This is a genomic window from Micromonospora sp. CPCC 205546 (assembly GCF_036902715.1).
Taxonomy (GTDB): domain Bacteria; phylum Actinomycetota; class Actinomycetes; order Mycobacteriales; family Micromonosporaceae; genus Micromonospora.
The window spans coordinates 1-13,019 of record NZ_JBAKHL010000081.1 but is presented as its reverse complement, the minus strand read 5'-3'; the positions used below and the strand labels follow the sequence as shown (position 1 = coordinate 13,019).

11 protein-coding genes are annotated in these 13,019 nt (G+C 74.6%); 5 read left to right on the top strand and 6 right to left on the bottom strand.

What is annotated here, in order from left to right:
• Positions 1-254: 254 nt before the first annotated feature.
• The 4 genes from galT to V6U77_RS26115 form a co-directional block, all read right to left on the bottom strand.
• Positions 255-1,331 carry a galactose-1-phosphate uridylyltransferase gene (gene galT / locus V6U77_RS26130; RefSeq protein WP_334609366.1) on the bottom strand — a complete coding sequence of 359 codons (1,077 nt, stop codon included), beginning with the start codon at positions 1,329-1,331 and terminating at the stop codon, positions 255-257.
• The gene (locus V6U77_RS26125) at positions 1,328-2,152 is read right to left on the bottom strand and encodes a DeoR/GlpR family DNA-binding transcription regulator (protein ID WP_334609365.1); all 825 of its coding nucleotides are present in this window, start codon (positions 2,150-2,152) and stop codon (positions 1,328-1,330) included. Before V6U77_RS26125 ends, galT begins: the two co-directional genes overlap by 4 nt.
• Before the next feature lie 104 nt (positions 2,153-2,256).
• Positions 2,257-3,786 carry an adenylyl-sulfate kinase gene (gene cysC / locus V6U77_RS26120; protein WP_334609364.1) on the bottom strand — a complete coding sequence of 510 codons (1,530 nt, stop codon included), beginning with the start codon at positions 3,784-3,786 and terminating at the stop codon, positions 2,257-2,259.
• Positions 3,787-3,892: 106 nt separating this feature from the next.
• The gene (locus V6U77_RS26115; RefSeq protein WP_334609363.1) at positions 3,893-4,447 is read right to left on the bottom strand and encodes a DM13 domain-containing protein; all 555 of its coding nucleotides are present in this window, start codon (positions 4,445-4,447) and stop codon (positions 3,893-3,895) included.
• Between the two features lie 206 nt (positions 4,448-4,653).
• Here V6U77_RS26115 and V6U77_RS26110 point away from each other — a divergent pair, with 206 nt between their 5' ends.
• The 5 genes from V6U77_RS26110 (at position 4,654) to V6U77_RS26090 (ending at position 8,855) form a co-directional block, all read left to right on the top strand.
• On the top strand, positions 4,654-5,568 hold the full coding sequence (locus V6U77_RS26110; protein WP_334609362.1) for an ABC transporter ATP-binding protein: 915 nt from the start codon (positions 4,654-4,656) through the stop codon (positions 5,566-5,568).
• Positions 5,561-6,445 (top strand): ABC transporter permease, encoded by an 885-nt coding sequence (locus V6U77_RS26105; RefSeq protein ID WP_334609361.1) that lies wholly within the window; start codon positions 5,561-5,563, stop codon positions 6,443-6,445. Before V6U77_RS26110 ends, V6U77_RS26105 begins: the two co-directional genes overlap by 8 nt.
• Positions 6,442-7,398, top strand: coding sequence for an ABC transporter ATP-binding protein (locus tag V6U77_RS26100; protein ID WP_334609359.1), 957 nt, complete (start codon positions 6,442-6,444; stop codon positions 7,396-7,398). The genes V6U77_RS26105 and V6U77_RS26100 overlap by 4 nt, the downstream gene beginning before the upstream one ends.
• A 4-nt stretch (positions 7,399-7,402) precedes the next feature.
• Positions 7,403-8,113: an ABC transporter permease subunit gene (locus V6U77_RS26095; RefSeq protein ID WP_334609357.1), complete on the top strand. Its 711-nt coding sequence runs from the start codon at positions 7,403-7,405 to the stop codon at positions 8,111-8,113.
• Between the two features lie 91 nt (positions 8,114-8,204).
• Positions 8,205-8,855: a hypothetical protein gene (locus V6U77_RS26090; protein WP_334609356.1), complete on the top strand. Its 651-nt coding sequence runs from the start codon at positions 8,205-8,207 to the stop codon at positions 8,853-8,855.
• Positions 8,856-8,894: 39 nt separating this feature from the next.
• Here the strand turns inward: V6U77_RS26090 and valS are convergent, their stop codons facing one another.
• Positions 8,895-11,510 (bottom strand): valine--tRNA ligase, encoded by a 2,616-nt coding sequence (gene valS / locus V6U77_RS26085; protein ID WP_334609355.1) that lies wholly within the window; start codon positions 11,508-11,510, stop codon positions 8,895-8,897.
• Between the two features lie 88 nt (positions 11,511-11,598).
• The coding region (locus V6U77_RS26080; protein WP_334609354.1) for a trypsin-like serine protease at positions 11,599-13,019 on the bottom strand (1,421 nt) is incomplete at its 5' end.

Below are 13,019 nucleotides of genomic sequence, written 5' to 3'. Positions count from 1 at the left end.
ATGCCAGTCGCGTCCAGGAAGGTTGACCGCGGTCGTCTCGCGGCATGCGCGCCGATCAGCCAGCCTTCCCGGCTGTCGCGCACAGCCAGCCGTCCCTTCCCTGCGGGGGGCCCTGTCCCGGGCCCCCCGCGCCCTGTCTCCACCCTGCACCATCGCCCGCAGCCGGCGCCGATCATGCAGTTGTGGCGCCCCGCACAAGACTCGATCCAGGACACGACTCCCACCAGAACTGCATGATCGACCTGTGCAGGGGCTCAGGCGGCGCGGAGGAGCTCGGCGGCGCGCTCGGGGGCGACGTCGCTGATGAAGACGCCCATCGCGGACTCCGAGCCCGCCAGGTACTTCAGCTTGTCCTTGGCGCGCCGGATGCTGAACAGCTGCAGGTGCAGGTGGCCCAGCTCGCGGTCGACGCGTACCGGCGCCTGGTGCCAGGCGGCGATGTAGGGCATCGGCAGGTCGAACAGCCCGTCGAAGCGGCGCAGCAGGTCCAGGTAGAGCGGCCCGAAGGCGTCCCGCTCGGCGTCGTTCAGCGCGGGGACGTCCGGCACCGGCCGGTGCGGGGCCACGTGTACCTCGAACGGCCAGCGGGAGGCCGCCGGGACGTACGCCGTCCAGTGCTCGTTGGCGGCGACCACCCGCGTGCCGGCGGCCCGCTCGGCGGCGAGCACGTCGGCGTAGAGGTTGCGCCCACCGGTGCGTTCCGCGTGCCGGCGCGCGGCGGCCAGCAGGGCCCGGGTCCGCGGGGTCACGAAGGGGTACGCGTAGATCTGGCCGTGCGGGTGGTGCAGGGTGACGCCGATCTCCACGCCCCGGTTCTCGAAGCAGAACACCTGCTCCACCCCCGGCAGCTCGCCGAGCACGGTCGTGCGGTCGGCGAGCGCGTCGAGGACGGTGCGCACCCGACCCGGCGGCAGGGACGCGAACGAGGCGTGGTGGTCGTCGGTGAAGCAGACCACCTCGCAGCGGCCCTGGCCGGGCCGGACCGGGGTGAACGGGGTGATCCCGGCGGGCTCGTCGGCCACCCGGCCGCTCAGCGCGGGGAACCGGTTCTCGAAGACGGCGACGTCGTAGTCGGGCGCCGGGATCTCGCTCAGCCGGTCCTGCGTGCTCGGGCAGAGCGGGCACTGGTCGGCCGGCGGGAGGAAGATGCGGGTCTGCCGGTGCACGGCGACGGCCACCCACTCGTCCGTCAGCGGGTCCAGGCGCAGCTGCGACGCGGGCGGCGGCGGGGGCAGCTCGCGCCGGTCCGGCTGGTCCCGGACGGCGTCGTCCCGTTCGTCGAAGTAGATCAGCTCCCGGCCGTCGGCCAGCGCGATCGCGGTGCGCTTCACCTCGCCATCCCCTCGTCAGTCGTCGTGGCCGCCCGTCCCGCGCCCGTCGCGGGGGGCACGACCATCAGCTCGCCCACCCGGTCGTCGAGCGCCCGCCGCGCGTCGGGAGGCAGCCGGTCGTCGGTGACCAGCACGTGGGCGGCGGAAAGCTCAACGATCGAGGAGATGCCGACGGTGCCCCACTTGGTGTGGTCGGCGAGCACCACCAGCCGGTCGGCGGCGGCCACCAGGGCCCGGTCGGTCTCCGCCTCCATCAGGTTCGGGGTGGTGAACCCCGCCCGCTCGGTGATCCCGTGCACGCCCAGGAAGAGCAGGTCCAGGTGCAGCGACCGGATGGCGGCGACGGCCAGCGGCCCGACCAGCGCGTCCGACGGCGTACGCACGCCGCCGGTGAGCACCACCGTCTGGTCCGGCCGGCCGCCGGCGTGCAGGATCTCGGCCACCGGCAGCGAGTTGGTGACCACGGTCAGACCCGGCACGTCGACCAGTCGGCGGGCCAGCTCGGCGGTGGTCGTGCCGGCGGAGAGGGCCACCGCCGCCCCGGGGCGCACCATCTCGGCGGCCCGGCCGGCGATTGCCGCCTTCTCCGCGAGCTGCCGCACCGACTTGGCCCGGAAGCCCGGCTCGTCGGTCGAGCCGGGACCGGCCGCCGTGGCGCCGCCGTGCACCTTGGCCAGCAGGCCGCGTTCGTGCAGCGTCTCCAGGTCGCGGCGGATGGTCATGTCCGAGACGCCGAACTCGGTGGCCAGCTCCGTGACCCGCACGCCGCCGCTGGCCCGGACCCGGTCGAGGATGGCCGCCTGTCGCTGCTGAGCGAGCATCCGCCGTACCTCCGTGCCGGCCGCGCCACACACGCGGTCAAACGTGTTCGAACAAAGACGAACACTAGCGCGGAGGAGGGGACCGCCGGTAGGCGGCGGGGCGATCAGATCGACTGGAGCCGGGGTTCGACCCATCCCGTCTCGGTGAGGTGGTGCAGGACGGCCTCGACCGCCGCGTCGACCGTGAGGTCGCTGGTGTCCACCACCAGGTCCGCGTCGGTCGGCACCTCGTAGGGGTCGTCGATGCCGGTCATCCCGGTGAGCAGGCCGGCGCGGGCCCGGGCGTAGAGCCCCTTGCGGTCGCGCTGCTCGCAGACCTCGAGCGGGGTCGCCACGTGCACCAGCAGGAAGCCCGCCCCCGCGGCCAGGGCCATCTCCCGGGCGGTCGCGCGGGCCTGGGCGTACGGGGCGATCGGGCAGCAGATCCCGACGCCGTGGTGCCGGGCGATCTCCGCCGCCACCCAGCCGATCCGCCGGACGTTGAGGTCCCGGTCGGCCTTGCTGAAGCCCAGCCCGGCCGAGAGCTCGCGGCGCACCACGTCGCCATCGAGCAGGGTGATGGTCCGGTCGCCCTGCTCGCGCAGCACGTCGGCCAGGCCCCGGGCGATCGTCGACTTGCCGGAGCCCGAGAGCCCGGTCAGGAAGATCACCAGGCCCCGGTACCGGCGCGCCGGCCGGGCCCGGGCCAGCTCCTTCGCCACCGCCGGCGGGGTGTGCCACTCGGGCAGCGGGAAGCCACGGTCCAGCAGGTCGTCGATCTCCGGCTGGGTCAACGCCAGGCGCCGGTTGCGCGGCGGGATGTCCTCCCGCCACCGCCACTGCCCGTCGCGGCTGTCGTAGGCCAGCTCGCGCGGCACCAGCACCCGCAGGCCGGCGCCGGAGAGCATCTCGCCGGTGGAGAGCAGGTGCGTGACGCCGTACGCCGCCGACACCCGGGCCCGCAGCAGCGCGTCGCTGATCTCGTCGCGACGGCGCGACAACGGCACGGCGACCAGCGTGGCCGGCGGCATCCGGTCGCGGGCGGCGAAGACGCTGCGCACCAGCGCCTCCGGGGGCAACCCGCCGAGGCCGTCCTCCTCGACCGGGATCATCACCAGCAGGTGGGCGCCGAGGGTGCGGACCGCGTGGGCGATCTGGGCGAGCTGCGGCCGGTGCAGCGGTCGGTCGGCGATCACCCCGAGCACCCGACCCGACGGCAGCAGCGGGCGTACCTCCTCCGGGGTGCGGCGCAGCCGCTGGAAGGGGCCGTGGCCGCCGTCACCGAGCCGGCGGACCGTGCCCCCGACGCCGGCCACCCCGTCGCGGACCTGCCACGCGTCGGCGACCTCGAGCGCCGCGACCGGCGCGCCCTCCCCGTCGGTGAGCACCAGGGTGCGACGCGCCTCGTCGCGCGGGTCGAGGCCCTGGGCGAGCGCCGTCGGCACCTGGAGGGTCACCGGCACCGGCCACGGTGAGCCGTCGGCGAGCCGACCCCGACGGCTCACCGAGACCAGGTCGGCGCGGGTCATGAAGCCGGCCAGCGGGGCGTACGCCCCGATCAGCAGCAGCTCCAGATCAGCCAGCTCGCCGGGGCGCGGCGTGTACGCCGGCGCGTCCCGGAGCACCTCGTCGGGCGGCACCCAGCTGTTGCTCATCCATCCCCCAAACGACACTGGCCGGCACACAGTTTCTCAGCCGGCCGACGATCGGTCGAGAGCGCCACTCCACCGGCGCGCGACGGTAGGGGCGGCGGCCGGTGGGTCAGCGGGGCGCGACCAGGGGCGCGGCCCCGAAGGAGACGGCGAACCGCTTGCACCAGATGGAGACGCTGGTCAGGCCGGCCAGGTCGACGTCGGCGGGGATGTCGTAGCCCTGGTCGCCCCGGTTGCCCTTGAGCCGGCCCAGCTCGACCCACCGGCCGTCGTCGAAGACCCGCCAGCCGGCGGTGCCACCGCGCACCGGCTGGTCGGTGAGCCAGACCCGCAGGTCGGGGCCGTTGGAGGTGGCCAGACCGACCAGTTCGAGCCGGTGCCGCCCGTCGGGGGCGCGGACGATCCGCGCGCTGCCCGACGTGTCGTGCTCGTGGGTCACGAAGTCGCCCTGCCCGACGAGGACCGGCCCGGCGGGGGAGGCCGTCGCGGCAGGGGCGGAACCGACCGGAGCCGGTGTGGGCGCCACGCTCGAGAGCGCCTCGTCGACCTCGGCGTCGGTCACCAGCCTCCACGGCTGGAACCAGTAGAGGCCGAACGCGGAGCCGGCGGCGAGGACGACCACCACCACCCACGTCAGCGGCGCGCGGAACGGTCGGCTACGCATGGGGACAGTGTGCCGGGCCGGTCGCCGTCATGTCTGCCCCGCCGCGGCGGACGCGCCGGCGACGAATCCGTCCGCGGGCGCCGCGCCAGGCCCGCGGGGCAGCCTGTCGTCGCCGGGACCCTAGGGGACGCGGACCGTCAGGATCAGGGGAGCGCCCGGGGGCGGGCCGCTGTCCGCGCAGGTCATCGCCTCCTAGGCTGTACCTCGTGACACTGATCGCGACCGAGTCGCTGACCAAGACGTACGGGGGTGCGGTCACGGCGCTGGCCGACCTGACCGTCGCGGTCGAGCCGGGGATCATCGGACTGGTCGGCGCGAACGGCGCCGGCAAGTCCACGCTGATCAAGATCCTGCTCGGCCTCCTCACCCCGACCAGCGGTCGGGTCCGGGTGCTCGGCCTCGACCCGACCACCGACTCCGCCCAGGTCCGTGCCCGGGTCGGCTACATGCCCGAGCACGACGCCCTGCCGCCCGACCTCACCGCCGCCGAGCTGGTCACCCACCTCGGCCGGATGAGCGGCCTGCCGCGCACGGTCGCCCGCGAACGGGCCTCGGAGGCGCTGCGCCACGTCGGGCTCTACGAGGAGCGCTACCGCCCGGTCGGCGGCTACTCCACCGGCATGAAACAGCGGGTCAAGCTCGCCCAGGCACTGGTGCACGACCCCGACCTGCTGCTGCTCGACGAGCCGACCAACGGCCTCGACCCGGCCGGCCGCGACGCGATGCTGGCGCTGGTGCACCGCATCGGCACCGAGTTCGGCATCTCCGTGCTGGTCTGTTCGCACCTGCTCGGCGAGGTCGAGCGGATCTGCGACACCCTGGTCGCCATCGACGGCGGGCGGCTGCTGCGCGCCGACCACATCTCCGCCATGACCTCGGCCACCGACGTGCTCGCCGTCGAGGTCAGCGAGGGCACCGACGTGCTGGCCGCCCGGTTGGCCGCGCTCGACCTGCCGGTACGCCGGGACGGCCGGCTGCTGCTCGTCGAGCTCGCCGACGACGCCACCTACGACCTGATCCTCGGCGCGGTCGCCGCGCTGGACCTGCCGCTGCACCGGCTGGACCAGCGCCGGCACCGGGTGGCCGAACTCTTCGCCACGAGGGAGCCCAGCCATGCCTGAGCCGACCGGCGTCATCCACGACATCGGCTACCAGCGCTACACCGGCCCCCGGCTGGGCCGCCGGGCCGTCTTCGGCGCGCTCTACCTGCACGGCCTGCGTACGGCGTTCGGGCTGGGCCGCAGCGCGAAGGCCAAGATCTTTCCCTGGCTGGTGGTCGCCATCGTCACCGTGGTGGCCGCCGGGCTCGCCGCCGTGCGCAGCCAGGTCGGCGAGACGGTGATGACGTACGCCCAGTTCGCCGACAACATGAGCTGGCTGGTCATCTTCTTCGTCGCGGTGGTCGCCCCCGAGCTGGTCTCGCGGGACCTGCGCAGCGGGGTGCTGCCGCTCTACTTCTCCCGGCCGCTGCCGCGTTCGGACTACCCGCTGGCCAAGCTGCTGGCGCTGGCGACCGCGCTCTGGCTGCTGCTCGGCGCGCCGCAGCTGGTGATGTTCCTGGGCGCCGCCTTCACCACCGGTGACGGCATGGGCGGGGTCTGGAACGAGCTGCTCGATCTGCTGCCCGGGCTGCTCTACGCCGGGCTCTGGGCGGTGATCTTCGCCTCGGTCGGTCTGCTGGTCGCCTCCCTCACCGGCAAGCGGGCGTTCGCGGCCGGTGGGATCGTGGCCGTGTTCCTGATGACGACCCCGATCGTCGGCACCCTGTCGATCATGCCCTCCCGGACGGTCAACGAGCTGGCGGGCCTCGCCTCGCCGTCCACGCTGGTGCAGGGCGTCGGCGTCTGGTCCCTCGGTGAGCTGCTGGTCAGCGAGGACCGCGGCGGCGGGGATCACATCGGCGACTTCGGTCCCGTCTACGCGCTCGCCGCCGTGCTGCTCGTGGCCGGCTGCGTCGCCCTGCTGCTGCTGCGATACCGGAAGGTGGCCGCCCGATGACCACGATCAGCGCCGACCAGGTGGCGGGTACGCCGACCGCCGCCAGCACCCTCGACCTCGCCGGCGTCTCCCGCTGGTACGGCAACGTGGTGGCGGTCAACGACGTCAGCATGAGCCTCGGCCCCGGCGTCACCGGGCTGCTCGGCCCGAACGGCGCGGGCAAGACCACCCTGCTGCACATGATGGCGGGCTTCCTGGCCCCCTCGCGCGGGGCGGTGAGCCTGGACGGCCGGCCCACCTGGCGTAATCCCGAGGTCTACCGCCGGCTCGGCCTGGTCAGCGAGCGGGAGGCGGTGCACACCTTCCTCACCGCGTACGAGTTCGTGCTGGCCAGCGCGAAGCTGCACCGGCTGCCGGATCCGACGGAGGCGGCCCACCGGGCGATCGCCCTGGTGGAACTGGAGGGCGCGCAGGACCGGCGCATCGGCACCTACTCCAAGGGCATGCGGCAGCGGGCCCGGGTGGCCGCGGCGCTGGTGCACGAGCCGCAGGTGCTGCTGCTCGACGAGCCGTTCAACGGGATGGACCCGCGCCAGCGGCTGCACATGATGGAGCTGCTGCACCGCCTCGGCGACGCCGGCCGCACCATCCTGTTCAGCTCGCACATCCTGGAGGAGGTCGAGCAGGTCTCCGGCACCGTTCAGGTGATGGTCGCCGGCCGGCTCGCCGCCTCCGGCGACTTCCGCACCATCCGCCGGCTGATGACCAACCGGCCGCACGTCTTCGCCGTGCACTCCACCGACGACCGCGCGCTCGCCGTGGCGCTGATGGCCGAGGCGTCGGTGACGGGGGTCGAGCTGGGCCGCGCCGGATTGACCGTGCGGGCCGGCGACTACGGCGCGTTCACCCGCGTCCTGCCGAAGATCGCCCTGGCGGAGGGCATCCGGGTGCGGCAGTTGGTGCCCGAGGACGAATCCCTGGAGAGCGTCTTCTCCTACCTCGTGGAGGCCTGAACCCATGTCCACCATTTCCTGGATCACCGTGCGGGGGCTGTTCGGGCGTCGCCGGTTCCTCCTGCTGCTGCCGCTGCCCGTGGTGCTGGTGCTGCTCGCCGTGCTCTCCCGCGCGCTCGGGGTGGACCCGGGCGAGTGGGGTCCGCCGGTGCTGGTCGGCCTCGGCCTGGCCGTGGTGCTCCCGGTGGTCGCCCTGATCGTGGGCACCGGCGTGCTCGGTGCCGAGATCGACGACGGCACGGTCGTGCACATCCTGACCAAGCCGCTGCCGCGCTGGCAGATCGTGCTGCCCAAGCTGGCGGTGGCCACCGGCGTCACCGCGGTCACCGTCGCCGTGCCGCTCTACGTGGCGGGTGTGCTGGCCGACTCCGTACGACTCGGGCTGTCGCTCGCCGCCGCGTCGGCGGTCGGTGCGCTGGCGTACTCGGCGCTGTTCGTGGCGTTGAGCCTGCTCACCCGGCGGCCGGTGCTGCTCGGCCTGGTCTACGTGCTGATCTGGGAAGGGCTGCTCGGCAACGTCGTCAGCGGCACCAAGGTGCTCTCCATCCAGCAGTACGTGATCAGCCTCGCCGACCGGATGTCCCCCACCGGGCTGCTGGAGGCCGGCGTCTCGGTGCCGGTGGCGGCGGTGATGGCCGCGTTGATCAGCGTAGGCTTCACCGTGCTGGCGATCGACCGGCTCCGCTCGTTCAGCGCGGCCGGCGAGACGAGCTGATCTCCGACCTGACGGCCGTCCGGCCGGCCCGACCCGCGATGGTAGGGCTGGCCGGATGGACCGGATGGGGCGGCCGGGCGAGGCTGACGGCGTGAGCGCGGAGACGGGGCTGGTGATGGCGCGGGAGTCCTATCCGGGTGCCGGCCGGCACTGGATGGTCAGCCTGGCGGTGGCCGGGTTGGCGGCGGCGGCGACCACCACGGCCGCGCAGGCCACCGGGCACTTCCACTGGTGGGCCGGGTTCGTGCTGATCCCCGGCGCGCTGATCGCCGCCACCGGCGGGCCGCTGCTGGCCCGGGGCGGCGGGCGGGCCTTCGCCGGCTACGTGTTCGCCTGCCTCGGCGCGCTGGTCTTCGCCGTCGGGGCGCTGCTGATGTTCGGCGTGTTCGGGCGGGGCTGGCCCCTGATGGTGATCCTGCCCTGCCTGGCGGTCGCCGGCACCTACCGCTGGCGGCTGGTCCATCCGCTGGCCCGGGGGCTGCACCGGACGGTCTCCCTGCTGGCGCTGGCCGGCGCCCTGCTGCTCGGCGGGACGCTCCAGTTGATCCGCGTCGGCCTGGTCGAGGTGGGGGCCGCCGGGATGTGGGGCGCGTTCCTGATGCTGGCCGGGGTGATCGTGCTGGGCAACGCGGTGGAGCTGACCCGGCACCGGATGCCGTACCGCCTCCAGGCGATCACCCTGCTGGCCGGTCCCGCCGTCGTCGCCTTCCTCCTGGGCCTGCGGCTGCTGCGCGGCTGGTGACCGCGGCGGCTGCGGGGGCTACCGCACCGGCGGGCCTGGTCAGAACGCGCAGGCGACCACGAGTTCCGGGGTGCGGTCGGGGAGCAGGTCCAGCTTGGCGATGCGACCAGCGGCCCGGAGGTCGTCGGCGATCAGGGTCAGCTGTTCCAGCAGGGCTGCCGGGCCGAGCGCCTCGGCCAGCGGCACCTCCGCCTTCATCGACAGCTTCCGCTCCGACTTGGCCCGGCGCACCTGGCTGAGCGCGTCGGCGGCCAGGCGCAGCAGCTCCGGTTCGCCGGCGCCCTGGACCGCCCGGTCCACCTCGTACGTGGTGGGCCAGGTGGCGCGGTGCACCGAGCCGTAGCGCCACCACGACCACACCTCCTCGGTCGCGTACGGCAGCACCGGGGCGAAGAGCCGCAGCTGCACCGAGAGCGCGGTGGCCAGCCCCGCCCGCGCGGAGTCCGCCCCCGGCCCGGCGCCGTAGGCGCGCTCCTTCACCAGCTCGATGTAGTCGTCGCAGAACCGCCAGAAGAAGCCCTCGGCGACCTGCAACGCGGCCGTGTGGTCGTACGCCTCCAGCGCCGACGTGGCGGCGGCGACCACGCCGGAGAGCTCGGCGAGCATGGCGCGGTCCAGCGGCGCGGTGGCCGGCGCCCGCAGCGCGTCGGCGGCGCCCAGCCCGAGGGCGAACCTCGACGCGTTCAGCAGCTTGGTGGCGAGTCGCCGGCCGACCTTGATCTGGGCCGGATCGAAGGCGAGGTCCATGCCCGGCCGGCCGTTGGCCGCCCAGTAGCGCACCGCGTCGGAGCCGTGCTGCTCCAGCAGCGCCATCGGGGTCACCACGTTCCCCTTGGACTTGGACATCTTCTTCCGGTCCGGGTCGAGGATCCAGCCGGAGAGCACCGTGTCCCGCCAGGGCAGCACCCCGTGCTCCAGGTGCGAGCGGACCACCGTGGAGAACAGCCAGGTGCGGATGATCTCCTGTCCCTGCGGGCGCAGGTCCATCGGGAAGACGCTGGCGAACAGCTCCGGATCGGTCTCCCACCCGCCGGCGATCTGCGGGGTCAGCGACGAGGTGGCCCAGGTGTCGAGCACGTCGGGGTCGCCGACGAAGCCGCCCGGGCGGCCCCGCTGCGCCTCCTCGTAGCCGGGCGGGGCGTCGGTGGACGGGTCGACCGGCAGCGCGGACTCCGTCGGCGTGAGAGGCTGGGACCAGTCCGGCTCGCCAGCGTCGTCGAGCCGGTACCACACCGGCACCGGCACGCCGAAGAAGCGCTGCCGGCTGACCAGCCAGTCGCCGGTCAGGCCGCCCACCCAGTGCGCGTAGCGGTGCCGCATGTGCTCCGGCACCCAGCGCAGCTCGCCGCCGCGGGCCAGCAGCTCCTCGCGCAGGCCCGCGTCGCGTCCGCCGTTGCGCAGGTACCACTGCCGGGTCGAGACGATCTCCAACGGCCGGTCGCCGCGCTCGTAGAACTTCACCGGGTGGGTGACGGGCCGCGGCTCGCCGACCAGGTCGCCCGCGTCGGCCAGCAACCGCACCAGCGTCCGCCGGGCGCCGTTGACGCCCTGCCCGGCCAGCGCCGCGTAGGGCTGCGCCGGCACGCCGGCCGGCGGCTCGGGCAGCAGCCGCCCGTCGCGGCCGATCACCACGCGGGTGTCCAGCCGCAGCTCCCGCCACCAGGTCACGTCGGTCAGGTCGCCGAAGGTGCAGACCATCGCGATGCCCGTGCCCTTGGCCGGGTCCGCCAGCGGGTGCGCCCGCACCGGCACCTCGACCGCGAAGACCGGCGTACGCACGGTGCCGCCGACCAGGTCGGCGTACCGCTCGTCGTCGGGGTGGCAGACCAGGGCCACGCAGGCCGGCAGCAGCTCCGGGCGGGTGGTGTCGATGAGCACCTCGCGCCCGCCCGGCCCGGCGAACCGCAGCCGGTGGTACGCCCCGGGCCGCTCCCGGTCCTCCAGCTCCGCCTGCGCGACGGCGGTGGCGAAGCCGACGTCCCAGAGCGTCGGCGCCTCCGCCTGGTAGGCCTCGCCCCGGGCCAGGTTGCGCAGGAACGCCCGCTGCGAGGCCGCCCGGGCCGCCGCGCCGATCGTCGTGTACGTCAACGACCAGTCCACGGAGAGCCCCAGCCGCCGCCAGAGCGCCTCGAAGACCTGCTCGTCGGCGGCGGTCAGCCGCTCGCACAGCGCGATGAAGTTGCGCCGGGAGACCGGGGTCGGGTCCTTGCGGGCGGCCTCGCTCACGGGGGCCTCCGGGGCCCGCCAGTCCGGGTCGTACGGCAGCGCCGGATCGCAGCGCACGCCGTAGACGTTCTGCACCCGGCGCTCGGTGGGCAGGCCGTTGTCGTCCCAGCCCATCGGGTAGAAGACCGTCCGCCCGCGCATCCGTTGGAACCGGGCCACCACGTCGGTGTGCGTGTACGAGAAGACGTGCCCCATGTGCAGCTCGCCCGAGACGGTCGGCGGCGGGGTGTCGATCGCGTACACGTCGGCCCTGCGACCGTTCGGGCCCGGCGCGTCCGACGCCGCGCTGCGCCCCCGACCGGTCGCCTTCGCGCGGTCGAACGCGTACGTGCCCTCCTCCTGCCAGCGGCGGGCCCAGGTCTCCTCGATGCCGTCCAGGGTCGGACGTTCGGGGACGCCGGCCCGGGCCGTCCTCGCCGTATCAGTCATCCGTCGATGGTAGGCACCGGTCGACGGCCGGACCACGGGATGATCCGCCTGCCACGACGGATGTCGTCCGACGCGCCCGGCCGGCGGGTCAGCGGATGATCGGCCGGTTCAGCGGGGGGACCGGGCCGTAGGTGGCCAGCCGGATCCGCAGGCCCCCGTAGGTGCGGGCGTTCGCCCGATCGAGGATCGTGGAGACCGGGGCGTAGGAGTTGCGCTCGTTCGGGTTGGTGCAGGGACCCTGTCCCGGGTCGCCGTGCGACAGGATGCCCAGCGCCTTGCCGTCGGCCTCGGTGAAGAGCGGGCCGCCGCTGTCGCCCGGGCGGGCACAGATGCGCACGTCGATGCCGCCGCTGGTCTTGCCGATGATCTCCCCGCACCGGGTGCCGGGCACGTAGCCGGCGCCCGCGCCCGAGTCGACGTGCTGCTCGCCGTCCTTCGGGGTGTACGCCGACCCGGTGGCGCAGACCACCCAGCCGGACTGGATGGCGCTCCACGGCACGTGCCCGGTGATCGCCACGTCGCGGCTGCCCCGGGTGGCGCATCCGGTGCTGTCCGGCACGCACCAGTAGTTGACCAGGCTGGGCACCTGCGTGGCCCCCGCCGGGTACGCCCACAGCCCGAGCGCGCCGGCCTGGTACGGCATGATCGCGTAGTCGTACGGGAATGCGTTCTCGGCCAGCCCCGGCCTCGACGACTCGACGGTCACCGGCACCTTCGGGCCGAGGAACCGGTGCCAGGTGCGGTCCACCAGCTGGTGCCGCCCCCCGACGACGCAGTGCCCCGCCGTCAGCACGTACGGGTCGCGCAGCCCGGCGACCAGGTTGAAGCCCGTCGTGCAGCCGCCCACGGTGTCGTCGTCGCGCGGCACGTCCAGCCGGATGCCGCCGCGCATCGGCGCCTGCGCGCAGTCGCGCGGGTCGCAGGCCTTCTGCACCGAAACCTCGGCGATCCGGGCCTGTGCGCGGGCCGGCACCCCGGCGGCACGCACCGCCCCGGCCAACCGGGGGTCGCCGGCGGCGATCCGGTCGCCGGTCAGCACGACGACCTCGTTGGCCCGCTCGTCCACCACCACGTCGGCGCCGGCCGTGGCGTCGAGCGTGGTGGCCAGTCGGGTCGCCGCCTCGGTGAGCTGCCGCAGCGGGTGGCGCACCGGCACCACCCGGACGCGCGCCGCGTCCGGCATGCCGGCCAGCGCCGCCCGGACCGGTCCGGCGTCGGTGGCGGCGACGGTCAGCACGCCGCCGGCGGCCTGGTCCAGCCACATCCCGCCGTACGCGGCGGGGAGCTCCGTGGCGAGCCGGGCGGCCAGCGGCGCGGACAGCTCCTGGAGGGCGAGCCGCCGGGCCGCCTCGTCGGCGTCGATCCGGTAGCGGTCGCGCAGGTAGGAGACCGAGGCGGGGCTGCCGGCGGCGACCTCGGCGGTCGGCCGGGACCGGAGGGTCGCCGCCGCGCCCGGCGTGGCGCCGCCCCCGGGGCGGCTGCCGGGCCCGCTGCGGGCGCGGACCGGCG